Origin of the sequence: Streptomyces humicola (genome assembly GCF_024436035.1) — a bacterium.
Lineage (GTDB): Bacteria > Actinomycetota > Actinomycetes > Streptomycetales > Streptomycetaceae > Streptantibioticus_B > Streptantibioticus_B humicola.
This window is the reverse complement of record NZ_JANFNG010000006.1, coordinates 155855-179409: the sequence shown is the minus strand read 5'-3', so window position 1 is coordinate 179409 and position 23555 is coordinate 155855. Positions and strand designations below refer to the sequence as shown.

Annotated in this window: 23 protein-coding genes; 7 read left to right on the top strand and 16 right to left on the bottom strand. The window is 70.4% G+C overall.

The window, feature by feature from the left end:
• Nucleotides 1–3 precede the first annotated feature (3 nt).
• The 12 genes from NGB36_RS11085 to NGB36_RS11030 all read right to left on the bottom strand — a co-directional run bounded on the left by NGB36_RS11085 (nucleotide 4) and on the right by NGB36_RS11030 (nucleotide 10433).
• Nucleotides 4–1356, bottom strand: a complete 1353-nt coding sequence (locus NGB36_RS11085) for a hypothetical protein (protein ID WP_255920024.1) — start codon at nucleotides 1354–1356, stop codon at nucleotides 4–6.
• The gene (locus NGB36_RS11080) at nucleotides 1353–2456 is read right to left on the bottom strand and encodes a pyridoxal phosphate-dependent aminotransferase (RefSeq protein WP_255920023.1); all 1104 of its coding nucleotides are present in this window, start codon (nucleotides 2454–2456) and stop codon (nucleotides 1353–1355) included. The genes NGB36_RS11085 and NGB36_RS11080 overlap by 4 nt, the downstream gene beginning before the upstream one ends.
• A gap of 4 nt (nucleotides 2457–2460) precedes the next feature.
• On the bottom strand, nucleotides 2461–3339 hold the full coding sequence (dapF, locus tag NGB36_RS11075) for a diaminopimelate epimerase (protein WP_255920022.1): 879 nt from the start codon (nucleotides 3337–3339) through the stop codon (nucleotides 2461–2463).
• Nucleotides 3340–3353: 14 nt separating this feature from the next.
• Nucleotides 3354–4433, bottom strand: a complete 1080-nt coding sequence (locus NGB36_RS11070) for an iron-containing redox enzyme family protein (RefSeq protein ID WP_255920021.1) — start codon at nucleotides 4431–4433, stop codon at nucleotides 3354–3356.
• A gap of 26 nt (nucleotides 4434–4459) precedes the next feature.
• The gene (locus tag NGB36_RS11065; protein ID WP_255920020.1) at nucleotides 4460–5155 is read right to left on the bottom strand and encodes a 2OG-Fe dioxygenase family protein; all 696 of its coding nucleotides are present in this window, start codon (nucleotides 5153–5155) and stop codon (nucleotides 4460–4462) included.
• Between the two features lie 224 nt (nucleotides 5156–5379).
• Nucleotides 5380–5628: a (2Fe-2S)-binding protein gene (locus NGB36_RS11060; RefSeq protein ID WP_255920019.1), complete on the bottom strand. Its 249-nt coding sequence runs from the start codon at nucleotides 5626–5628 to the stop codon at nucleotides 5380–5382.
• Nucleotides 5612–6286 carry an HAD family hydrolase gene (locus NGB36_RS11055; RefSeq protein ID WP_255920018.1) on the bottom strand — a complete coding sequence of 225 codons (675 nt, stop codon included), beginning with the start codon at nucleotides 6284–6286 and terminating at the stop codon, nucleotides 5612–5614. The genes NGB36_RS11060 and NGB36_RS11055 overlap by 17 nt, the downstream gene beginning before the upstream one ends.
• Nucleotides 6283–7263: a nucleoside-diphosphate kinase gene (locus NGB36_RS11050; protein WP_255920017.1), complete on the bottom strand. Its 981-nt coding sequence runs from the start codon at nucleotides 7261–7263 to the stop codon at nucleotides 6283–6285. Before NGB36_RS11050 ends, NGB36_RS11055 begins: the two co-directional genes overlap by 4 nt.
• Before the next feature lie 7 nt (nucleotides 7264–7270).
• Nucleotides 7271–8035, bottom strand: a complete 765-nt coding sequence (locus NGB36_RS11045) for an alpha/beta hydrolase (protein WP_255920016.1) — start codon at nucleotides 8033–8035, stop codon at nucleotides 7271–7273.
• A gap of 2 nt (nucleotides 8036–8037) precedes the next feature.
• A complete protein-coding gene (locus tag NGB36_RS11040) occupies nucleotides 8038–8769 on the bottom strand; it encodes a hypothetical protein (protein ID WP_255920015.1) in 732 nt (243 codons plus the stop codon).
• Nucleotides 8769–9452 carry a hypothetical protein gene (locus NGB36_RS11035; RefSeq protein ID WP_255920014.1) on the bottom strand — a complete coding sequence of 228 codons (684 nt, stop codon included), beginning with the start codon at nucleotides 9450–9452 and terminating at the stop codon, nucleotides 8769–8771. Before NGB36_RS11035 ends, NGB36_RS11040 begins: the two co-directional genes overlap by 1 nt.
• A gap of 18 nt (nucleotides 9453–9470) precedes the next feature.
• On the bottom strand, nucleotides 9471–10433 hold the full coding sequence (locus NGB36_RS11030; protein WP_255920013.1) for a hypothetical protein: 963 nt from the start codon (nucleotides 10431–10433) through the stop codon (nucleotides 9471–9473).
• Nucleotides 10434–10873: 440 nt separating this feature from the next.
• Here NGB36_RS11030 and NGB36_RS11025 point away from each other — a divergent pair, with 440 nt between their 5' ends.
• The 5 genes from NGB36_RS11025 (at nucleotide 10874) to NGB36_RS11005 (ending at nucleotide 16811) form a co-directional block, all read left to right on the top strand.
• Complete coding sequence (locus NGB36_RS11025; RefSeq protein ID WP_255920012.1) at nucleotides 10874–12679, top strand: amino acid adenylation domain-containing protein; 1806 nt, start codon at nucleotides 10874–10876, stop codon at nucleotides 12677–12679.
• Nucleotides 12680–12861: 182 nt separating this feature from the next.
• On the top strand, nucleotides 12862–15240 hold the full coding sequence (locus NGB36_RS11020) for a polyketide synthase (RefSeq protein ID WP_255920011.1): 2379 nt from the start codon (nucleotides 12862–12864) through the stop codon (nucleotides 15238–15240).
• Nucleotides 15237–15587 (top strand): PqqD family peptide modification chaperone, encoded by a 351-nt coding sequence (locus NGB36_RS11015; RefSeq protein ID WP_255920010.1) that lies wholly within the window; start codon nucleotides 15237–15239, stop codon nucleotides 15585–15587. Before NGB36_RS11020 ends, NGB36_RS11015 begins: the two co-directional genes overlap by 4 nt.
• Entirely contained in the window at nucleotides 15584–16558 is a 975-nt protein-coding gene (locus tag NGB36_RS11010) for a TIGR03560 family F420-dependent LLM class oxidoreductase (RefSeq protein WP_255920009.1), read from the top strand. The genes NGB36_RS11015 and NGB36_RS11010 overlap by 4 nt, the downstream gene beginning before the upstream one ends.
• Complete coding sequence (locus NGB36_RS11005) at nucleotides 16551–16811, top strand: acyl carrier protein (RefSeq protein WP_255920008.1); 261 nt, start codon at nucleotides 16551–16553, stop codon at nucleotides 16809–16811. The genes NGB36_RS11010 and NGB36_RS11005 overlap by 8 nt, the downstream gene beginning before the upstream one ends.
• 22 nt (nucleotides 16812–16833) lie before the next feature.
• On the opposite strand, the gene NGB36_RS11000 is transcribed toward NGB36_RS11005, so the two are convergent.
• Nucleotides 16834–17559 (bottom strand): thioesterase II family protein, encoded by a 726-nt coding sequence (locus NGB36_RS11000; protein WP_255920007.1) that lies wholly within the window; start codon nucleotides 17557–17559, stop codon nucleotides 16834–16836.
• Between the two features lie 96 nt (nucleotides 17560–17655).
• Here NGB36_RS11000 and NGB36_RS10995 point away from each other — a divergent pair, with 96 nt between their 5' ends.
• Nucleotides 17656–18492 (top strand): hypothetical protein, encoded by an 837-nt coding sequence (locus tag NGB36_RS10995; protein WP_255920006.1) that lies wholly within the window; start codon nucleotides 17656–17658, stop codon nucleotides 18490–18492.
• Between the two features lie 138 nt (nucleotides 18493–18630).
• The gene (locus NGB36_RS10990; protein ID WP_255920005.1) at nucleotides 18631–19899 is read left to right on the top strand and encodes an MFS transporter; all 1269 of its coding nucleotides are present in this window, start codon (nucleotides 18631–18633) and stop codon (nucleotides 19897–19899) included.
• Nucleotides 19900–20559: 660 nt separating this feature from the next.
• Here the strand turns inward: NGB36_RS10990 and sbnB are convergent.
• From sbnB to NGB36_RS10975, 3 genes are read right to left on the bottom strand one after another with little or no spacing between them, the layout of a single operon-like run.
• On the bottom strand, nucleotides 20560–21573 hold the full coding sequence (gene sbnB / locus NGB36_RS10985; protein ID WP_255920004.1) for a 2,3-diaminopropionate biosynthesis protein SbnB: 1014 nt from the start codon (nucleotides 21571–21573) through the stop codon (nucleotides 20560–20562).
• Complete coding sequence (gene sbnA / locus NGB36_RS10980; RefSeq protein ID WP_255920003.1) at nucleotides 21555–22571, bottom strand: 2,3-diaminopropionate biosynthesis protein SbnA; 1017 nt, start codon at nucleotides 22569–22571, stop codon at nucleotides 21555–21557. Before sbnA ends, sbnB begins: the two co-directional genes overlap by 19 nt.
• Nucleotides 22568–23548, bottom strand: a complete 981-nt coding sequence (locus NGB36_RS10975; RefSeq protein ID WP_255920002.1) for an ornithine carbamoyltransferase — start codon at nucleotides 23546–23548, stop codon at nucleotides 22568–22570. The genes sbnA and NGB36_RS10975 overlap by 4 nt, the downstream gene beginning before the upstream one ends.
• Nucleotides 23549–23555: the final 7 nt, after the last annotated feature.

Below are 23555 nucleotides of genomic sequence, written 5' to 3'. Positions count from 1 at the left end.
CGGCTACCCACCGGCCAGCAGGGCGGTGTTCATGGCAGCTCCCCGGCCGGCGTTGAGCACGTCGGCCGCGGCCGGCGTGCCGTGCCGCACCAGGAGGCCGCTGCCCCGCAGTCCGTAGAGGAACGGTCCGAGCACGTACGGCACCTCGGCGTCGGCGACCTCGCCGTCCGCGGTGCGCACGAACCGCATGGCCGTCCGGTCGGCGTCGACGTACCGCTGGAGCACGTGCCCGCCCTGCCGGGCCGCGTGGTCGAGCGCCGTCCGCCAGTCCGCGTCGGCGGCAGCGGCGCCGACGACGACACCGCTGCCGCCGAAGCCGTTGGCAGGCTTGAGCACCCAGCCGGCGCGGTCCCGCACGGCGAGGCCCAGGGTGTCGCGGTCGACGGGGCGGAGCCGAACGGTCCTGGGCACGTGGGTCTCGACGAGCCGCCGGTCCGCCGGGTCGAGCAGGTCCAGGTCGTCCCAGAGCCAGGCCAGCGTGATCTTGTTGGTGAGCAGCATGGTGCTCTCCGGGGTGAACATTCGCACGGCGCCGGCGTCCAGCGCCCGGCGGAGCGCCGTCAGTCCGGCGCTTGGCGGCTCCCCGTGGCTGACGAAGGTCCGGAACACCGCGCCGACCGCTCTCCCGCCGGCCAGCAGGGTCCCGTCGGGTGCGGTGGTCAGCGCGGTCAGGGGATGGGTGAACATCCGCATGCCGTGGTCCCGCGCGTGCCGGAAGACGGGCGCGAGCCAGTCGGCGAACCGGGCGCAGTCGTCGAGCCCCGGCAGATGGCCCCCGGTGAAGTGCGGCATGAGCACCGGGGCGGCGGCGTCCCGGCGCAGTCCGAGGAAGGTGCGCAGCGCCTCGGCCCTGGCCCGCACGGCGGACGGCGCCGCGGACAGACCGAGCCGGCTGGCGAGGCCGCAGCGACGGTAGCGGTCGAGGAAGCGGCCGCTGAGCAGATCGGCCTGCAGTACGCCGCCCAGTGCCCCGTCAACGTTCAGCTCCACAAACCGCGCGACGCCGCCCTCCATGAGGATGTCCGGGCGGACCGCGGTCAGCAGCCGGTCTTCGACCGGGTCGCCGGGGTCGAGCAGTGGGTAGTCCTCCGGCCGGGAGCCGAGCGCCGCCAGCAGGTCGCGGGCCGTGTCCGCCCGGCGCCGGGCGGCGGACAGCACCAGTTCGGCCGCGCGCCGGGACAGCCGTACCAGGTCCCGGTACGTGTCCGCGCCCACCAGCAGCGGCCGCACCGGACGCCAAGGGCCGTCGGCTCCCTTCACGCCGTCGAACAGCCGGACCGCCGCGCGCGGGTCGTCGGCCGTGGCGCAGGGTGGCAGCAGCCGCGGCCACAGGTCGGCGGTGTGTGTCGTGGTCAACGGTCCGCCCGGCCCGCGCTGTGGCCGTGCGCGGCGAGCACCGCATCGATGCGGCGCAGCCCCTCGCGCAGGACGGACTCCTCGCGGGCGAAGGTGATCCGCAGCCCGCGCTCGGTGCCGAAGACCTCCGCTGGCATCAGGAGCACCCTGGCGCGCAGCACTTCACGGCAGAAGGCCAGCGAAGTGCCGGCGACGGTCATCACAAGCCAGGCGAACGGCGTGCCCTGCGGCTTCAGCAGCCGGAAGACGTCCGGGTGCCGCGCCACCCAGTCGCGCAGCACCTCGATGCCGCCGGACGTCAGCCGCAGGTAGCGGTCGAGGTAGTGGTCGTGCCGCCGCAGCACCTCGGCCGCCAGGGCGTCGGTGAGCACGGAGTTGGCGAGGGTGGTGGAGTGCTTGCGCTCCATGGCGGCCGCCACCAGGTCCGCGGGCCCGCACATCCAGCCGGTGCGCAGGCCCGGGAAGCCGTACACCTTGGAGACGCCGGAGACCGAGACGGCCCGTTCGTAGCGGCCGAGCAGCGAGTCGCGGGCGAGGTCGGCCACGTACTCCTCGTCCAGGATCAGGTGGCTGCCGTGCGCGCGCAGCGCGGTGACCAGCGAGGCCACGTCCCGCTCCGGCACACGCCGTCCTGTGGGATTGCAGGGGGAGTTGAGCACCACGGCCCTGGTGCGCGGGCCGATCAGCCGCACCGCGCGCGCGATGTCCGGGTCGCCGTCGGGGGTGGTGCCCACGCGGTCGACCCGACAGCCCAGTTCGGTGGGCACCTCCCAGGCCTGCGGCCACCCGGGGGTGAAGGCCACCACGTGGTCGCCGGGGCGCAGCAGGACCCGGTGGAGCAGGTAGAGCGCCTCCTGGGCGCCATGGGTGACGCCCACGTCGGCGGCGTCCCGGCCGTAGCGGCCGGCGACGAGCTCGCGCAGCGGGACGCTGCCGCGGTTACTGCCGTAGTCCAGCGACAGGCCGGCGGGGTACGGCAGGTCGTCCACCGATCCGCAGTCCAGGTAGCTGTCGCCCAGGTCCAGGTCGTAGCGGCCGGCCGCGTCCTCGAAGAACCAGCGGTGCATGGGGTACCCGTCGTCGGTGAGCGCGGTCGTCATCGGGTCACCCCGACAGCGATCGTGCGAGCCGCGGCGCCCAGTGCCCGCGCAGTACCGGACCGACTTCGCCGGTGAGGGACACCGCTCCGTCCTCGCCGATGTCCACGGTGACCCGGCCGCCGGGCATGTGCACCGTGACCCGGGGGCCGGACAGGCCGCGCGCGTGGGCCACGTACGCCGCGGCGGCGGCACCGCTGCCGGACGCCGGCACATGCCCGGCCACCCGCTCGAAGACCTCGATGCTGAGGTTCTCGCGGTCGGTGACGTGCAGCAGTTCCACGTTGATCCGGTCGGGGAAGAGGTCATGGCTGCTGACCGCGGCGCCCACCCGGCGCGCCAGCCCCGCGTCGGCGGGAGCGTCGGCGAGGGGGAGCACGCAGTGCGGGCTGCCCAGCCGTACGCAGCCGGCCTCCCACCGCCGGCCCGCGGCGTCCAGGGGCTCGCGCAGCATAGTGCGGGCCGGACCGCGCGCCCCGACGGCGCCGCTGTCGGGGCGGGCGGTGCCGAGGCCGACGCGCACAACGCCGCTGTCCGCGTCGACGATCGTCGCCGTGGACGTCCCCGAGGGTGTGCGCAGGGTCATCACGTCCGCTTCGGTGTGGCCGGATTCGCGCAGGTACCAGGCGAAGATCCGCAGTCCGTTGCCGCTGCCGCCGCACTCGGAGCCGTCCGCGTTGAAGGTCAGCAGCCGGAAGCCGTCGGCGGCGGGCAACGGTCCGTACAGCAGGCCGTCGGCGCCGAGGCCCCGGTTCCGGTCGCACACCCGCCGGACGTTCTCAGGCAGCGGTGCGAAGGCGGCGTACCGCGGGTCGACGACGACGTAGTTGTTGCCCAGCGCCTCGTATTTGACGAAGTCGGCGGGATGCCAGGTGTCTTGGCGCACCGGTGGTCCTCCCTTCAGGAGGCCGCCGAGGCGGCGACCCGCTCGGTGGCGTGCATGCGCCGCAGCAGGGCGTCGAGGTAGTCCTTCGAGGTGTTGAGCCGGATCGCGGCGCCCAGCGCGATCTCCCGGCCGACCCGCGGGTCCGCGGTCACCAGCGGGCTGACCACGTTCTTGAACCAGCCGGCCGCGTGTCCGGCGTCCACCCCGATGTGCAGGTCGTGGTAGACGATGCCGACCTCGTCGAGGTCATGACCGCGCCAGGCGTCGACGACGCACCGGAAGCGCCGCGGGGCCAGGTACTCGGTGACCCCGAAGTAGCCGACCGCCTTGTAGTAGTGGCGGCGGGAGAGCGCCAGCAAGGAGGAGATGTTGCCGGAGACGGCGGCCTCCGGCAGGAACGTCTCGCGTATGTAGCGCGGATCGGCGCCGACCGCCTCCAGCGCTCGGCCGAACAGCGTGGTGTGCACCAGGGTGTGGTCGCCGTTGCCCATCTCGTCCCAGTAGTTGGCGGCGATCTCCATCTTCTCCGCGCCCTGCCGGCCGATCTGCATCGCGGCGAGGATGTCGTCGAAGCGCGGGTCGAGATTGGTCTCCTGAGCGAGCAGCAGTCGCAGGTCCTCGACGCTGCCGTGCTCGGCCAGGCGCTGGTGGTAGAGCGGGTGCCAGCCTGCGGGATGCCGGCTCACCATCGCCTTGAGCCAGCGCACGTACTCCGGTCCTGTCTCCGGGTAGCAGGTCAGCTCCCGGGCGGGTACGCGCTCCGTCTCGTGACGCAGTACGGCGTGTTCCAGGAGGGCGGCGACGTCCCGCAGGATCGGCTGCTCCTCGCGGTCGGTGTCGGTGACCGCGACCCCGGAGAAGTCCCGGTCGTAGATCAGGGCCAGCACCGCGTGCACCTCTTCCAGCGCGGTGTGCTCTGCCTTGCCGTACGCGCGTGCCGTCAGGGCGCGGCAGGCGGCGGCCAGTTCACCGCGGAAGCCGTAGTCCCCACTGGCGCGCCGCAGGTCGTCGGCGGGCAGGGCGAGCAGTGCCCGGAGCGCGGCCGGCAGGCTGTTGTCCAACAGGGCAGTGAAGTCGGTGTCCATGGTGTCCATACAGAAAAGAACCGTTTCTGTGCTGCTCAGCTCTCGCTGTCCGTCAGGGCCGCCGCGTCGTGCTCGTCGCCGTACCACTTCTCGCTCCAGCGGGAGAAGGCGACGATGAAGATGTCCCGGTGGCCCGGCTCGTCACCGGCCGCCACCACATCGGTGACGTCGTGGGCGATCGCCCGGTCGTCGAGGAGTACGGCCTGGTCGGGCCCGATCACCCCGGTCCAGAACGGCTGCGGGGCGTCCGGCCGCCACAGCCGGGTCTCGCCGCCGGCGATCCGCTCCCGGCGCAGCACGCCGATCATCACGAATTCGTGCCCGTCGTGGTGCACGCCCTCCGGGGTGAGGGGACCGGGGCGTCCGGGTGCGGCACAGGTGCGGTTCTGGTGCAGATTGATCTGCCAGTCCTCGCTCCGGTCCAGCCCGAGCGACCGCGCCCCCGCGTCGATCAGCGGCGTGAAGTCCACCGCCACCGGGAGGTAGGTGCGCCGCTTGCCGCCGCCGACCGGGTTGAACTTCCGGTACGCGGTGTAGTCCCGGTGCGGCAGCCGTTCGAAGTCCCATCCCGCACCGTCCCGCGCCGCCGACAACCGGTACTGCGAGAACTTCTTGTACCGGGTGCCATGGCCCATGTAGGCGTCGACCGGCAGGTCCTCGTAGCTGGCGAGTACCTCGGCCGAGGTGGGGGGCAGGTCGATGAGGGCGAAACCGTCGGTGTCGAGAGCCATGGTGATGTCCTTCCTGCGAAGTCGCGCCGACGGCCCGCGGATCGGGCCCGGCCGATGCGGGTGGAGGCCGTTTCCGTGCTCCGCGGGCAGGGGCGGGCAGCGCTGCGTATGGCTGAGAGGGACGAGCGCTCCATCCGTTCATGGGTCCGGCCGGGCGAGCGGCGACGGCTCGCGCTCGCGGAACCGTCCTCCCGATTCACCCTCTCCCGGCCGTTCACCGCGGGCTAGAGGGGTCCGCCCTCAGCATGGTGCAGTGCAGACTTCTGCGGGCCGCCTTCCGCCGGGGCGTTCTGCTCCGCCTCGTCGGTCAGCAGGGCCTCCAGGTCCTCCAGGCAGTCGCCGCAACCGGTGTTGGCCCCGGTGGCCTCGCGCAGCGCGGCGACGTCCCGGTGCCCGGCGCGGATGGCCTCGATCAACTCGCCCTCGCTCACCCGGGAGCACAGACAGACCAGCAGGTCACGGGGCGATGTCATACCCGAGTCCCGCCGCCCACTTCACCAGTTCGGGTTCGGCCAGACTGCCGCCGAGCCAGTCGTGGTCGAGCTCGCTCCCCGGCAGCGACGGCACCACTGCGACGAACAGCCCCGCGGCCCGGGCCGAGGCGATCCCGGTGGCCGAGTCCTCGAAGGCCACCGAGGCCCCCGGCGCCGCCCCCAACGCGCCGCACGCCTTCAGGTAGAGGTCGGGGGCGGGCTTGGCGTCCGCCACCTCGTCGGCCGCGAAGGAGACCGGGAAGAGGTCGGCGAGGCCGGCCGAGGTGAGGGCGGTGTCGAGAAGTTCGCGGGGGCTGTTGCTGGCGACCGCGACCGGGAGGGCCCGCGCGCAGGCATTGACCAGCTCGGCGGCCCCGGGCAGGGCTTCGGCGCCGCCGGCCAGTTCCTGCCGGACGAGCTCGAGGAGCTCCGCGGCGAGTTCGGGGCCGGCTCCGGGCCTGCCGAAGTAGTCGGCCATCGCCTCACCCGCGCCCGCCAGCGTACGGCCGATCACCAGTGCCTTCTGCTCGTGCCCGAAGTCGTGACCGTGCGCGGCGAAGATCTTGGTCTCGGCTCTGGTCCAGCAAACCTCGGTGTCGACCAGGAGCCCGTCGCAGTCGAAGACGAGGGCTTGTGGAGCGAGGGGAAGGGACGTCACGCTTCTTTCCTCCAGTCGGTCGCCGAGACGGTCGCCAACAGGGGCGCGACGCCTGGCTCGTTGCAGTCGATCCAGTCTGTCAGGACCGACAGGACGTCCCATCGGGCCGTGCCCGGCGGGAGGTCGGACTCGTCCAGGGCCGACAGCCACCGTCGTACGGCGTCATGGGCGCCGTGTTCGCGGGCGAGGCTCCCCCAGACGTCGGAGCGGACGGCCAGCCGGGTGAGGCTCTGCGCCGAGTCCAGGTCGTGGGTCGGAGCGTCGGCCTCGAGGCCGGCGAGCAGGCTTCGAGCCGGACATTCCTCGCCGGTGGACGACGGTGTCGCGGTGAGGGCGGCGCGGAGCCAGTCGGTGCCGGTCCGATAGCAGAACAGCCGCAACTCCCGCACCAGATCGGCCGGTTCATCAGCCGTGTGGATGAAGTTGAACAGGCCGTTGACCCTGCCGAACCGGGTACGCAGATCGCGCGCGTGAGCCGCCTGCGGATCGGCGCCCCCCTTCGCCGCGGTCAGCCGGACGCTGGCGGGCAGCCCGTCTGCCCGGCGAGTGTCGCGCAGCAGAACCAGCAGCGAGGGGCTCGATCCCAGCAGGTGATCCACCACCGCGATTCGCTGCCGGGATGCGGCGTTGAACTGGTAGCGCCAGATCTCCCTGGTCAGCAGCGGGTCGAAGGTGAACGGCCGGGCCGCGATCGGCTGCCAGCCCTCCTCCCCCAGAATGTCCAGAACCAGCCCGCCGCGCCGGCCGACGACCGCGTCCGGCTTGATCACCACGAAGGTGGTCGTGTAGAGCCAGGCGCGGTCGCCGGGCGAGCGGAACAGGTCGAGCCCCTCACGGGCGTAGGGGTCCAGCCGGTACGCGGCCCGCTTGCGCGGGTCCGCGGTCAGGGAGTCGAACGCCCTGGGGCTGACGGCGGACATGTTCGTCTCCGGCACGAGGTGCGTGCCCAGGTCTGCCTCGGCGGTGGTCGCCGTCATCGTTCTCTCATTCCTCCACGATCGAGGCGTGGCCCGCCAGCAGCGGCAGTACGACGGAGCAGCAGGCCGGGCGCTCCGGATTCACCAGGTGCATGTGCCGGGCGTCCGGCGCCTGCACGGATGTCACAGGCAGCCCACGCCCGACCCAGTCGTCCAACTGAAGGTCCGTCAATTCCCTTGGCACGGCTTGGTCGTGCTCGGCGCTCACGACGGTGAGCGAAGCGAGATCGGCCGGGTGCGGCTCGGGGGTGGCCTGCTTGTGGCTGCCCCCGACCGCCAGATGGGCGGCGAGGAAGTCGTCCACGGATCCGCCGCCCACCCCGAGGCGGGATGCCTCGGCGAGGTCGGTCACCGGGGCGAGCAGCACCGCGGTGGCTCCGCGGGCCGTCCCGGCGATCGAGGCGAGCAGCAGATGGCAGCCGGCCGAGTGCCCGACGAGCGTCGCACCGGCCCAGCTCGTGTCCGATTCCTCCAGCGTCCGCAGCGCGGCACGGCAGTCGTCGGCGGCGGCCGGCCAGACGCCGCCGTCCCAGCTCGGCCGATACTCCACCACGGCGACCCGGTGACCGCGTCCGACCAGGGCACAGGCCAGTGGTTCCAGGTCCTGCGCCGTACGGTCGTGCCGCCAGAAGCCGCCGTGCACCAGCACCACCGGGGCGGCCGAAACGGTCGCCCCCGCCACCGTCGCCCTGGTCTCCTCCGGCTCTGCGGGCCCGTACAGATCGATCCGCTGCCAGTGCAACGGACCGTAGCCGAGGTGGCCGTAGGACATGCTCACAGCAGGCCGAACGCTTCGAGGCGCGACAGCCAGTGGTGCAGCCGCTCGTCGGACATCAGCACCTCGGAGCGGCGCTCCTCGGACTCGTCGGCGGTGCCGTAGCGGTACCACACGTCCCCGTTGTCGCGCCGGATCATGAAGGCGCGGCGCTTCTGGGCCGGGCTCTGGATCATCAGGGAGATGGTCTCGGGCTCGGTGATGGTGGTGTGCAGCTGATCGTGGTCGAGCGTGATGACCCGGCCGGCCGGTTCCTCGCGCACGAAGTACGGCCAGAACCGTGAGACGTCGGCGGTCTCGTCGAGCGGCTGGTCCGTCGCGTAGAGCGTGTGCTGGTAGGCGCCGTGCAGGATGTACGCCGTGAAGCTGTACCGGTGGTTGTGCACCCGCTCGTACTGGTCGGTGTTGGCGAGCCGGAGCCGGATGCGCAGGCCCTTCTCCTGGTCGTCCCAGATGACGATCTTGTCGTCCAGAGCGTGGCACTCGAACTTCTGCCGCAGCTCGGGCGTCCGGATGGCGCGGGCCACCAGGGTGCGCAGCAGCGCGCGGTCGTCGCCCAGGCGGCGGGCGATCGCGTCGGTGATCTCCGCCGCGCGCTCGAGTTCGTTCCAGCGAACAGTGGGCAGCGAGGCCATCAGGGCCTCGGCCATCGTCACTTCGGCATCGGAGGGCGGTGCCAGCAGGATCGCCGGGGTCGGGTCCAGCAGGTCGTCGCCGGGGCGGGTGGCCATCACAGCACCTCCATGGCACGCAGGCGGCCGGTGAGCTCGTCGAAATAGTCCTTGGAGATGCGCTTGATGCCCCGGCGTTCGGCCTTTTCCTTGTCCTCGCCGAAGCGCCACCACACGCGGCCGGTCTCGCGCTCGGTGATGATCGAGCGCTCCTTCTCGGCGGGGCCGCGCAGGAAGAGGGAGACGGTGTCGGGGGTGGTATACGTGGTGTGGATCTCGCTGTGGTGGAGCGTGTAGCAGTTGCCCGCCTGCTCGTTGGTGACGAACCGGGGCACGACCCGCAGGTCGGTCGGGACGGCGTCGAAGTCGTCCTGGGCGTTCTGCGGGATGTCCTCGTCGGACAGGCGCCCGACCAGTTCGTGCCGCACGTGCTTGTACTGTCCGCGCATGATCAGCGACGTGAAGGTGAACCGGTGGTCGTGCGGCCGGTCCCGGTGGTCCTCTGTGGAGACGTGGACGCGGATACGGAAACCGCGGTCCAGGGCGTCGTAGATGACCAGCTTGTCGAGCAGCCGGTGGTGCTCGCATTTGTCGAAGAGGTCCTCCTCCTCCCGTGCGCGCTCCAGCAGTTGGGTCAGCGTCGCCTTGTCCTCGGCGAGCGCGGTGAGGATCTCCCGGGTCTGTGCACGGGCCTTGGGCAGGTCCGACCAGTCGACGACCAGCCGGTCGAGAGCTTCCAGCATGGGTGGCTCCTTGTTTCGTCAGGCGGTGGGGAGGCGCAGGTCCTTCATGGCGGAGATGCCGAACACCCGGTGCGCCGTGCCGGTCGCGAGGGCGTGGACCTCCGCGGGCGTGAGGCCCTGCGACAGGGCGTTGGCCTGCTGACGGGCGAGGGGCACGGAGCCTGCCGCGACGATGCCGTCCTGCTGGTACCACAGGCCGTTGTCCTCGATGTGGTGCAGGCCCTGGCCGCCGAGCCGGGCCGAGTCGCAGCGGTCCGTCATCATCATCGAGTTCTCGGCGCCCATCAGTTGCACCGCACGTGCCGCGATGGCCAGGTCGACGTGCTCGCCATCGAAGTTGATGCAGGCGCCGATCCGTCCCGCCGCCGCCTGGCGCATGATCGCCGCCGGCACCGGTCCGGCGATCTCCGCCATCCTGTCGAGCGTCCACGAGGGCAGGTCGTAGGAGGCGATGACCGCGTCCCGCTCCGCGCGCGCCTGTGACGTGCGGAACGCGTGCCGGATGTTGAGCGGCATGTCGTTGAAGAGGTGGTCGGTGACGACCCGGACACCGTTGCCGGCCCACTCGGCATGCCAGGCCAACTCGACTATTTCATCGACGAGTTCCGCGCTGGCCGCCGGGTCGGCCCGGGTGAAGTGCCCGAGTGCCGGGCGGATGCCGTGGGCCATGAGCAGGGGGACGATCCAGTCGAAGCCGGTCTCCTGGGCGCCGGGCTGAACGGTCAGCTCCGAGGCGGGCGAGAATGCGTCCGGCGACACCACGGTGTACATGAGACCGTGCGGCCCCAGCGCCGCGAGGCGCTCCCACTCGTGCCGCGTGGGCGCCCAGACCGTCGCGGCGGGGGTACCGCCGTGGCTGGCGAGCAGCGGGCCCTCCAGGGCGATGCCGGCGATGTGCTGGAGCCGGCCGTCGCGCCGCATACGGTGGTACTCGCGGACGAACGCCTCGAACTCCGCCAGCTGGGACCGGTGGAGGTACATCGTGGGCAGGCTCAAAACGCCCTCGCGTGCGCACCATTCCTCGAGCCGGTCGAGGTCGACCTTCGTAAAGTCCGAGAAGTCGACATCACCGAACCCGTGGCAATGAACCTCTACCGGTGGCAGCTCCGAAAGGTCATTCAACGGCGGCCGCAGCCAGTTTGCTTCAGGGGATTCCACGAGAACACTCCCAATCCAATGAGTCGCACTCCTACTGAGTGTGAGTCACCGGTGCATACGACAGCCAGACCGGGCCTAGGTCAACATCCTGCACTGCATCATGCTGAAGGCGTGCAACTCGCAGGAGATCCCCTACCGTTGTGGCAGCGATTCGGCCACCCTTTAAAGGGAAGACCTGAGTTTTCCGTCGGCTAGGATCCCAAACCGACCAGCTTCGATATCCGAGGGAAAAGTTGCCGGAAGTGGAAATCAATACACCTGAATTGACTGACCTTGCGGTAGCCACCGATACGCTGCACTCCTGGTTCTCCCGTCAAGCGGCCACGAGCCCCGAGGCCACGGCACTCACCGCCGGCGGTACTTCGATGTCCTACGCGGAGCTCCACGACCTGGCCGGATGCATAGCCGGTCGGCTGGCCGCCGCCGGTGTGCGGCCGGGCGATCTGGTGCCGGTGTTCGTCGCCCGCCGCCAGGTCGTGCCGGCCGTTCTCGGCGTTCTCATGGCCGGCGCCGCCTATGTGCCGCTCGACCCCCGCTATCCCGACGCCCGCTTGGAGAGCCTGATCGAGCGGGTGGCTCCCCGGGTGCTTCTGACCGATGAGGAGCTCGCCGGTCGCGCTGGGAAATGGCACCCGGGCCCGCTCGTGTTCGCCGGCGAGACCTCGGATCGGGACTGCCCGGCGGCGAGCGTAAAGGTGGAGCCGGATGATCTCGCCTACGTGATGTTCACGTCGGGATCGACCGGAACCCCTAAGGGTGTGCAAATCACCCACCGCAACGTCACCCGGCTCATGACCGCGACGGCAGACCTTTATGGTCCGGACTCCGACGACGTGTGGACGATGCTGCACTCCTACGCCTTCGATTTCTCGGTGTGGGAGATGTGGGGGGCGTTGCTTTTCGGCGGCCGTCTTGTCGTCGTCGACGACGACAAAGCCCGTACGCCCGACGAGCTTCTCCACTTGATCGACCGCGAGGGTGTCACGGTCCTCAGCCAGACGCCCTCGGCCCTGGCCGCACTGGCCACTGCCGACGAGGGCCGGCCAGCCCGGCTCGACCGCCTGCGGTTGATCATCCTCGGCGGTGAACGGCTCGACCCGGCCTCGCTCGGCGGATGGTTCGGCCGTCGAGGGGACGAACACCCCCGGGTGGTGAACATGTACGGGATCACCGAGACGACCGTCCACGTCACCCACCGCCGGATCACGGCGAAGGACGCGGCCGCCGACACCGGCAGCCCCATCGGTGTGCCGCTGTCCGACCTGGCCGTTTCGCTGCGGGACGAGGATGGCGCGCCTACTCCGGTGGGCAAGGTCGGCGAGATCTGGGTCTCGGGACCCGGCCTGGCCCGTGGCTACTTCAACGACGACGAGGCCACCGCACGCGCGTTCCGCACGGCGTCCTGGGGGCCGCAGGACCAGCGCCGGACCTACCTCAGTGGCGATCTCGCACGGGCGGGGGCCGACGGCCAGCTCTTCTACGTCGGACGGCGCGACCAGCAGGTGAAGGTCCGTGGGTACCGAGTCGAACTCGGCGAGATCGGTGCGGCGCTCAAGGCACACCCGGACGTCGTGGACGCCTGCGTCGTGACGGACACCGGCGAGTCGGTGGGGTCCCGGCTGCTCGCCTGGGCGACCGTCCGCTCCGGCGGCCCGGACGCGGACGGGCTCCGTGCCTTCCTGAGCGATCGGCTGCCCGGCCACATGGTCCCCAATGAACTGCGGATCCTGGACCGCATGCCGCTGACGCCCAACGGCAAGGTCGATCGCCGGGCACTGCTCGACCAGGCTCGTGCGGTGACGAGGGGTGTGGACCCGGCCGAGGCACATCACTCCCATACCGACTCCCTCGAAGCGGCGGTGGCCGGTATCTGGGCCGGGGAGCTCGGAGTTGCCGAGGTGAGGTCCGCGGACGACTTCTTCGCCCTCGGCGGACACTCGTTGATGGTGATGAAGGTCGTCAGCCGCACGCGCCAGGAACTCGGCGCGGACGTACCGGTGCGCGCGCTGTTCGAAGCACCGCGTCTCGCCGACTTCGTCGAGCGGGTCCGTGCCCGAAGTGCGGGGTGAGCCGGTGCCGTCGACCGCTGTCGAGCGGCCATTCGCTCGGCCCGCGCGCTGAAGGCCTCGCCGGCACCACCGGACCGGCCCCTTTCGCGGCCGGGTGGTTTCTCACGCTTGTCTTCGTACGTCGCGCTGCCGCCGCCTGCTGAGTGGCCGCAGGGCACCTTGATCCTCCAGGAGTTCTTAATATGCAGCCGAACCCACTTCACGCACGCCCCATCGCAGTGATCGGTATGGCGGCACGTTTCGCAGGAGCCGACGATGTCGAGGAGTACTGGACGAACCTTGTCAACGGCGTCGAGTCGGTCAGCCGTCCGGATGAGGGTGAGTCCGTGCCGGACGACGACGGGAGCGACGGCCGCCATGTGCGTGCCGTCGCGAAGGTCGATGACATCGAGTCGTTCGACGCCGACCACTTCCGCGTACCACCGGCAGAGGCCGTCACCATGGACCCTCAGCAGCGCGTGCTGCTGGAAGTGGCGTCCGCGGCGCTGGAGGACGCCGGTTACGCCGGGGAACGTGATGCGGTCGTCGGTGTGTTCGTCGGCTCCGGTGAGAACCACTACTTCCGCGAGTTCGTCGCCCCGACGGAGGCCCGCGCGGGACGCGGCGGCGACGTGCGCATCACCCTGGCCAACGAGAAGGACTTCCTCGCACCGCGACTCGCCTTCAAGCTCGGTCTCACCGGGCCCGCGATCACCGTGCAGACCGGCTGTGCCACAGCGCTCAGCGCCGTGGCGCTCGCCTGTGCGTCGCTGGCAGCCGGCGACTGCGACATCGCCCTGGCCGGTGGCGTGAGCCTGCTCATGCCCGACGTCGACGGCTACACCTACACCGAGGGCGGGATCCTGTCGGCGGACGGGCGCTGCCGCGCCTTCGACGCCGGGGCTTCCGGCACGATACCGGGCTCCGGCGCCGGAATCGTGGTGCTCAGGCGCGACGCCGACGCGCAGGCCGGTCGCGACCGCCGCAGGGCTGTGATCCGTGGATGGGCGGTCAACAACGACGGCGGATCACGCGCCGGGTTCACCGTCCCGAATATCGACGGCCAGGAAACGGTCATCCGCACCGCGCTCGCGCGCGCGGACATCACACCTGAGCAGGTCGGCTACATAGAGGCCCACGGCACTGGGACCGCGATCGGCGACCCGGTCGAGTTCGAGGCGCTCCGGCGCGTCTTCGCGACTCCCCACCGGCAGCCCCGGACCCTTACGTTGGGTGCGGTCAAGCCCAACATCGGGCACACCGACGCGGCGGCGGGCGTCGCGGGGCTGATCAAGGCGACCCTGGCGGTCGAGCGGGCCGTCATGCCGGGAACACTGCATTTCCGCGCCCCGAACCCCGAGATCGACCTCGACTCGACCCCCTTCACCGTCACCGCCGAGACACGGGCCTGGGACGCCGAGGGACCGCGTGTCGCGGGCGTCAGCTCGTTCGGCCTCGGGGGGTCCAATGCGCACGTGGTTCTGGAGTCGGTGTCCGCCGTTCCGGCCGCGGACGCCGCGCGCTCGCGTCAGGTCCTCGCGCTGTCGGCCCGCTCGGACGAAGAGCTGGAGCGGATGCGGCAGCGACTCGCCGACCGGCTCGCGGCGGCGCCGTCACTGGATCTGTCCGCGCTGGCCGACATCGCGCACACGCTCGCGGTGGGCCGGGCGCGCTTCACCCGCCGCTGGGCGGCTGTCGCCGCCGACCGGGCCGAGGCCGTCGCGCGGCTCCGCTCGCCCGCCGAGGCCGGCCGGCCCACCACACGGTGGTCTCTGGCAATCCACGGGACGCCGGACGAGTTGGCCGGAATGGGAGAGCGGCTGCTCGCCACCGAGCCGCTACTGGGCCCAGCGGTCGCCGAGCTCAGGGAAGAAGCCGGGCTCACCGGGCAGCTGGGGCTCACAGACCTCGCCCCGCACCAGGCCGGCACGCTGGCTGCGCTCGGCGTTGTCCGGATCCTGCGCCGCCTGGGGCTGACCTTCTCCCGGATGGACGCGCCGGACTGGGCACGTCCGGCCGCGCAGTGGCTTGCCGGCGGCGCCGATCCCACGTCACTGGCGGCAGCTGTCGAAGCCTGCACCGGCGCCGACGCCGGATCCGTCCGCGAGCGGGCCGGTCAGGTCCTGGTCGGCCCGTCGTTCGACCTGGCCGAGGTGGCGGCCGCGGCGTGGCGAGCGGGAGTCGCTGTCGACTGGGCCGCCTACTACGGCGACGAGCCGCGCGGCCGGGTTCCGCTGCCGACGTATCCGTTCACGCGCCGTCGGTTCTGGCTCGAGCGCCCCGAGGTCCAGCCGGATCCCGTGGACGTCGAGCCGCGTGGCTCGAGCCGCGCCGATGCGGCGAGCGTCGTCGCCTACGTCGAGAAGGTCTGGTGCGAAGTCCTGGGCGTTGAGCACATCGCGCACGACGCACACTTCGTGGACGACCTCGGCGGCGACTCCCTGTACGCGGTGGAGATCGGTGCCCGCCTGAACGAGGGCCTCGGGCTCGACATTGCGGTCGACCTGCCGTTCATCGCTCCCACGATCGCTGCCAGCGCAGCTTTCCTCGATCGGACCCTAGCTATGGAGACAACCTCATGAGCACTGTCAACGACAAGACCACCCTGGTCCGCCGACTGGACGTGACCGCCCGCATGACCGGTCAGGTGGCCGAACTGAGTGAGCGCACCGAGGGCGGCGTACTGCTCGAGACCTGGGTCGGCCGTTACGTGGTCGACAGCGACGGGCGTGTGGTCTGGCTGCTCATCGACGGGCGCCGGAACCTCGCCCAGGTGGTCGACGGCGTGACCGAGAAGCTGGGACTGTCCGCCGCGGAGGTCCGCCGGCCGGTGCACGACCTCTGCGAGCGGCTGCTCGAGCTCGGTCTCGTCGAGGAGTTGACGCCGGCCGACGCCGCGGCTCTCGCACAGTCGGCAGTCGCCGGATGAGCCGCCCCGCGATCACCCGAGTCGGCTTGCAGCTGGCCGGCTACTCCTTTCCGGGAGTCATGGACAACAAGCTCTTCCAGCACATCGTGGACATCGCGCACGCTGCCGAGGCATCCGGCTTCGACAGCCTGTGGACCATGGACCACGTCCACCAGATCGCGTCGGTCGGCGAGCCGGACGAACCGATCCTGGAGGCGTACACCACGCTCGCGGCGCTGGCGGCCGTCACCTCGACCGCCCGCCTCGGCGTGCTCGTCTCGTGCAATGGATTCCGCAACCCGGCACTGCTGGCGAAGATGGTGACCACCATCGACATCATCAGCGGCGGTCGTGCCGTCCTCGGCATAGGCGCCGGCTGGCACGAGGAGGAGTGCCGCGCCTACGGCATGGACTTCCAGCCGCCTCGGGAACGTCTGGCACGCCTCGACGAGGCGGTCCAGATCTGCCGCGCGATGTTCACCGAGCACGCCGCACGGTTCTCCGGCCGGTTTCACAGCGTCGACGAAGCACTAAATGTGCCCGGCCCGGTCAATCCCGACGGTCCGCCGATCCTCATCGGCGGCGGCGGCGAACGCGTCCTTATCCCCCTGGTGGCTCGGCACGCGGACGCGTGCAACTTCTTCGGCGGACCCGCCACGGTGCGCCACAAGATAGAGGTCCTCGAACGGGCGTGCGCCGCGGTGGGTCGCGACAGCGGCGAGATCAGCAAGACCTGGCTGGGGACCGCGATCGTCACCGATTCCGAGGCAGAGCTCCAGGAAGCGCTGGAGCGGCTGGGATCCCTGCTGGGCGTGGCGCCGAGCGCGGCCCGAGGGCTCGCGCTCTGCGGCACCCCCGCCGAGGTGCGGCGCCAGGTCGCGGAGTACCGCGCGGCCGGGATCGACGGCGTGATCGCCACGGTCCTCGACGCCGGCGATCTCGACCATCTGCACCGGGTCGGAACGACACTGCGAGAGGCCATGGATGACTGAGCGCACCAGCGCCCCGGAGAACGACTTCGCTCTGGAAGGCGCCCCCGGCGACGTCATCGCGGCGGTGTGGGCCGAGGCGCTCGGCCTGGAGTTGGTCGACCCGGACGCGGGCTTCTTCGACCTGGGAGCCACGTCGGCGACAGTGGTGCGGGTGGTCCACATCCTGCGCCGACGCTGGCCGCGCCTGAAGATCGTCCACGTCTTCTCCCACCCGACTCCCGCGCAGCTCGCGGCGTTTCTCGGCGATGCGTGAGCGGATCGCGGCGGCGGACCGCTCAGGTCAGCACGGCACGGACCGTCTTTGCGAGCTCCAGCCACGCGGTGCCGCTGAAGAGATGATCGGCGCCGACGACCTCACGGAACGCGGTCGGGCCCGTGGTCTCGTGGCGCCAGCCGTCGACCTCGGCGCCGCCGAGTTCGTCGTCGCATGCGCCGTACACGACGGTGAGCGGCACATCGAGGGGGGCGTCCGCCGAACGGGCGTAGTCCGAGACCAGTTTCATATCCGCGGTGAGGATCGGGAGGAGTACCTCGAGCAGTTCGGGTTCTCGCCGGAACTCCTCGGGCACGTAGCGGGCGAGGTCCTGATCCTGGTCGACGCGGGCGTTCTGGAAGACACGCGGCGGAAGTTGGGACGCGACCAGCAGATGGACCACCTCGGGGGCGCTGCCGGATCGGCGCAGCGCATGCGCCAGCTCAAAGGCCAGCAGCGCCCCGGAGCAGTGGCCGAAGAGCGCGACTCGGGGTGCGCCCAGCTCGGTCAGCTCCCGGACCAGCTCGTCGACGACGGCACCGAGGGCAGTCGCCGGCGGCTCCGTCTGCCGGCTCTCACGTCCGGCGAGCCGGACGCCGTACACGTCGGCTGCGTCGGCGAGCGCCGGAGCCCAGGCGCGGAAAGGAGCCGCCCCGGCGCCGGCCCACGGAATACATATACAGGCGATTCCATTCCCTGTTTCCGCACTCCATGGAATCAGCGTCGAAGACTGCTTTGGAATGTTCATAAAACAGATCCTACCCGCTGCGTCATTCAAGGCGCAGCGTGACGAAGCTAACAGAAATTCCACAACCCGAGAATCCCTTCTATCCGGGAGGTCCTGATGTTTAATCCCGTCATCGACGTCATCTGCGCACAGCCGAGGGTCCTCACTCCGCCGGACCTTTCCTTCGAAGCCATCCTCAAGCACTTTCCCGGACTGGCCGAGGCCGAGGCCGTCTGTATGACGGGCTCGACGGCGGCCGGGTGGGGCAATACCTTCAGCGACATCGACCTCTACGTGTTCTCCGACAAGGAACTCGTTCTTCCGGTCGACGAGACCATGGAGACCTGGCCCGGCGCCGACCCCAGCGGGATCCGCTGGCACAACTGGATGGGCGTCTACGACGGTGCGCGCGTCGACCTGAAGGTGTGGCCGACCGACACGCTCGCCACGGCGCTGGCGCGCTACCTCGAAACCGAGGTCGAGTTCTGTTCCATGGGTGATTTTCTCCAGGATTTCGTCTACCGACTCTCCATCGGCATTCCGCTGAAGAACGAGAAATTCTTCCAGGAAATGAACGAGCTGCTCGACCGCTCGTCGTACAAGCGGGCGCTCGCCCGCCTCCTCAAGGCCGACACGGAGAACTCCCTCACCGATGTCGCCGGCCAGCTCGACTCCGGTGACTTCATGTCGGCTTGTGTGTCCGCCGACATCGCGGCAGAGCACATCGCGGACGCGAGTCTGGTCCTGGCCGGGCAGCTGTGCCGACGCAAGAAGTGGATGCTGCGCCGTCTCGAAGGCACGCCGGAATGCGGGATCACGGTCGACGAATATCGTTCGATGGTCCTGGACGGTGCCCGTTCCGGGGAGTCCGACGGCGACTGCGCCCGCCGCGTGGCCCGATGGACCCAGGCGCACCTCGTCCGGCTCGAGGACGCCCTCCTTTCAGCTTCCTGAACGTACTGGCGAAACCTGCCCTACCGCGTCGCCGTGCTCACCGAAGAGGCCGCACCACAGGCCTCTCGGTGCGCACGGCGACGCCTGTGAACCCCCTGCGCAGGTCGCAGTTCGAGAGAGAGAAACCAGGTGAACACCATGAACCAGCTGACCAGGCTCCGCACCGCGCTGAGTGGTCCACAGGATCCCCGCCAGCGACTGCTCGCGCTGTCGACCGTCGTCAACACCATCGGCATGGGGATATTCCTGTCCACAGGGACGATCTTCCTCATCAGGTCCGCCGGGTTGAGTCCGACGAACGCAGGTATCGGCCTCACGGTGGGGTCGCTGACCGGCTTCGGCGCCGGAGTACTGATCGGTGACCAGGCGGACCGGCGCGGCGCGCGGGAGGTGGTCATCGGGTCCATGCTGCTGGAGGCCGTGGCGAGCGTCAGCCTCCTGTTCGTGCACAGCCTGTGGCCGCTGCTGGTCGTGGCCGCCGCCGCTGCCGTCGGCCGCTCGGGAACGGGCAGCGCGCGCGGCGCGATGATCGGCGCGCTGGCCGAGGAGGGCAAGGGCGCGCAACTGCGTACGTACCTGCGTGCCGTGACCAACGTCGGGCTCGCCATCGGGACCATCGGGGCCGCGGTCGTCCTGGCCGTCGACACCCGCCCGGCGTACGTGGCCATGATCCTCACCGACACGATCACCTTCCTGATCGGCGCCGGCATCCTGGCGCGGCTCCCGCACATCCCCCCGACTCGCTCCGCCGGAAAGGACAGCGCCGAGCCGAAGAAGGAGCGCCGGTGGGTGGCGCTGCGCGACCTGCCCTACCTGGCGCTGACCGCCGCATCGTCGGTCGCGAGCCTGCAGTATTTTGTCCTGGTCACGGGCCTGCCTGTGTGGATTGTCCTGCACACGACGGCGCCGCGATGGATCGCGGCCATCGTCCTGTTCTTCGAAGCGGCCATCGTCGCGGCCACACAGGTCCCCGCAACGCGCTCCATCGACGGGCCGCGCTCCGCGGCGCGGCTGCTCGCGCTGTCCGGCCCGCTGTTCCTGGTGTCCTGGATCCTCATCGCCATGGCGTCCGGGCCCGCCGCGTGGCTTGCGATCACGCTGCTGCTCGTAGGCGTCGTCGTGCACTCGCTGGCCGAAGTCTGGCAGGCGGGTGGCGCGTTCGAGCTTTCCTTCGCCCTGGCTCGACCGGAGGCCCATGGCCAGTACCAAGGCGTGTTCGGTCTCGGATACGGCTTGACCGAGGCGGTGGCGCCTATCGTCGTCATCGCGATGTGCGTCAACTGGGGCAAGCCCGGCTGGATCGTCCTCGGGGTGATCGTCGCGGCAGCGGGGTTCGTGTGCGCGCTTGTCGAGCGGATCTGGACTCGTTCACAGGCTGCGGTCGAAGCCGTGCCGGCCGACGCGTGACCGGGCGGGCGGTTCGGGCAGTACGGGTAGGTACGGCAGCCGCGCCGGAAAGCCGGCGCCGATGGGGGCTCTTGTGGGCGCGGCGGGTACGTCCCCGGACCGCGCCCCGGGTGCCCCCGTTGGCCTCCAACGGCCGACGGCCGGGCCGGCAGCACGACCAGCATATGTGGAGCGGTCGCAGCAGCCCGAGTCTGCCGGCGCCGTCCGAGCAAGCCCGCCCTGAGTCAACGCGTGACAGCATCTACGTCGGCCGTCGGCCCCAGGTGTCGGGCAGGCGCCCGCCGACGAACGTGCACACGACGGTGGCGGAGACCACCATCAGCTACAACAGACCCGCAGTGGCGGCCCTGTAGCTCCACGACCGACAGCCCGGCCGGGTCGCCGTTGCCGGGCCCCTGCCGCAGCGCCGCCTGCGCGGTCACGGGCCCCGCATTCCGGCCGGGGGCCGGGACCATGTGACCCTCGGCCACATGGGGCGCCTCTCCCTCGGGTCGTGGGCCTGGGCGAGCCGTCGCTTTGCTGGCGCGCCGGGACGTCGGCATGGCAACAGCCCGCAGCCGGGGCTGCGGGCGGCTCAGCGGGAGCGGGTCGTCGGCCCAGGTGCGGCGTAGGGCCGAGACGATGTCCTGGGTGAGCGGCTCGCCCACACGATCGCGGGGTTCACTTCTGCCAGCGCTCGGTCTCTGCGAAGAACCCGTCGATCGGGGTCGTACGCCCCGACTCCACCGCGCGCCGGTAGATGAAGGAACCCACGGCCAGATCGAGGATGCCCAGCCCGAAGGGGGAGAAGATGCGCGGCTTGCTGTCGTCGAACTCCAGTTTGCCGAGCACCGCCTGGGCCAGGGTCCCGTCGATGAAGTCGCGGTGGCCGCAGGCCTGTTCGGCCAAGTGCGGGGAGGTCTGGGCGGTTAGGCAGTGGTCGAAGTCGTCGACCACGTTGTGCGATGCCAGGACGATCTCGGGGGCGATGTCGCGCAGCGAGATGTTGAGCACCGTCTGCTTGGCGGAGAAGACGTCGAGGCCGCTGATGTAGGGCGTGGCAGCCGTCGTGGCCAGAACGACCACGTCCGCGCCGCGCACCGCGGACTCCAAGCTGTCCGCCCCCGTCGCGGGAATCCCCAGCGTTTCGCGGGAGTACGACACCAGCGCATCCGCGTAGCCGGGCACCTGGTCGTACACCGCGAACTCGCCGATCTTCCACTGCCCGGCGGTGAAGAACTCCAGGATGTTGCGCGCGATCACACCCGCGCCGACGACAGCGATCCGCTCCGCGTGGGTGGACCCGTGCAGGGTCGAGGCGCCCAGGACGCAGGAGGCCGCGGTGCGGGCGGCGCTGATCTGGGACGCCTCCAGGCAGGCGAACGGATACCCAGTGGCATAGTCGTTCAGCAGGAGTACCGCGGAGGCACGGGGAACGTTGCGCGCGACGTTGTCCGGAAAACTCGCGATCCACTTGATGCCGGCCACGTCGTGATCGCCGCCGAGGTACGCGGGCAGCGCGATGATCCGTGCCGAGGGCTTCTCGGGGAACCGCAGGAAGTAGCTGTTGGGGTTGATCGACTGCCCCGACTCGTGGGCCAGGTAGGCCTCTTTCACGACCTGGAGGATGTCCTGCCGTGACTCGGCGATGACCTCGCGGGCCACCGTACCGCTGACTACATCGAACGTGAACAAGGTGTCTCCTTCTCGGGGCTCTGCCGGCGCGCAAGCGTGTTGACAGCAGGAGTGGGGTCGATGCCGAAGCGAGCGGCGGCCCAGTCGTCGTCGTACACGGTGTCGAGATAGCGCTCGCCCATGTCCGGTGCGATGGCCACCACCCGGGAGCCGGCGGGAATGTTGGGCGCGGCCCGATGCACCGCCGTGAACACCGAGCCGGTCGAGCCACCGGCCAGCAATCCGTGCCGCCGGGCGAGCATCCGGCAGGTGCGTACCGCCTCGGTCTCCTCGATCAGCACGACCTCGTCGACCAGGCCGGGGCGGCAGATCTCGGGACGGCGGCTGGTACCCAGGCCGGGAATGTGACGGGGACCCGCGGGGGTTCCGAAGGTGACCGAGCCGAGCGTGTCGACGGCGATGATCCTGGTGTGGGGCGAGACCTCACGGAAGTACCTGGCGCACCCGGTCAGGGTGCCGGTCGTGCCCGCGCCCACGAACAGGAAGTCCACGTTCTCTATCGCGGCAAGAATCGCTGCGGCTGTACGGGTCTGATGGACCCTCGGATTGGCGGGGTTGGCGTACTGATTGGGCCACACCAGCAGGGGATCGTCCGCCAGCATGCGCTCGATGAGGGCGATGCGCGTGCCCAGGAAGCCCCCGTTCGCGTCCCGCTGGTCCACCACTGCGACGGCCGAGCCGAGGGCACGCATCAACGCCACATTGTGCGGTGCGGCGTTGACGTCGGTCACGCAGCTGAAGGCGTAGCCCTTCGCGGCGCAGACCATGGCCAGGGCGACGCCCAGGTTCCCCGACGAGGACTCGACGACGCGTCCGCCCGGAGAGAGCAGACCGCGCCGCTCGGCGTCCTCGATCAGCCCGACCGCCGTCTTGAGCTTCACGGAGCCAGCCGGATTCAGTCCCTCGATCTTGAGATACAGCTCGCTTCCCGGGAGGACGTCGGTGAACCTCAGGAAGACGTCATCGGTGACGAGATCGCAAACGGAATCCTTGATCACTGGCTTCCCTGGCGCGGCTGTATCAGAGCCTCCAGAACCGCCATGGCGCTGGTGAGCTTCATCTCCGCCTGGGTCCAGGCTAGCGACCGGTCGCCCTCCAGTACCTCCGAGGAGATCTCGTCACCGCGATGGGCCGGCAGGTCGTGCATGAGCACGGCACCCGGCCAGCGGCTCATGAACGCCCCGTCGATGTGCAAGTAGCGGAATTCCTCACGCCAGTTCGCGTTGGGCTTCGATGTCCCGGTGGTCTGCCAGCGGGCCGTGTACACCACGTCGACGGCGTCGGGGGCCTCGTCGAGCGCGTGGACCTGCCGGATCGAGGAGCCGCGTTCGGCGGCCCGGGCGCGGGCACGGACCAACTCGGCCTCGGGCACGCCGTAGCCGGGCGGGGTGAGCAGGGTCAGCTCGATCCCGGTGTAGTGGACCAGGCCGTGCGTCAGCGCCACGGCACTGTTGTTGCCCTCGCCGACATACAGCACCTTGATGCCGTCCAGGGCGCCGAAGTGCAGGCCCATGGTTGCGAGGTCGCAGATGCCCTGGGTGGGGTGCTCCTCCTGACCCATGGCATTCACCACGGGAATGCCGCCGGCCCAGGAGAGGGTCTTCAACCGGGCCACGGGGCCCGCGGTGCGCGCGACCAGGATGTCGAGCATCCGCCCGAAGACGCGGCCGGTGTCCTCCACGGACTCGCCCGTCTCCAGCTGGAGGTCGTGCGGGCCGTAGCTGATGACCTGGCCGCCGAGGCGCAGCGCAGCGGTGGTGAACGCCGTACGGGTGCGGGTGGACGTCTTGGTGAACAGGATGCCCGCGATCTTCCCCCGCAGCGGTTCGTCGTGACCCGTCCGGTCGGTGAAGAACTCACGGGACCGATGCACCAGTTGGTCCAGTTCCTTGTCCTCCAGGTCGGCCAGGGAGAAGATCCCCGACTCCGAAGCACGCTCAGGCAGTCCCAACAGGGATCGGCCTGTTGCCACCATGTCTCAC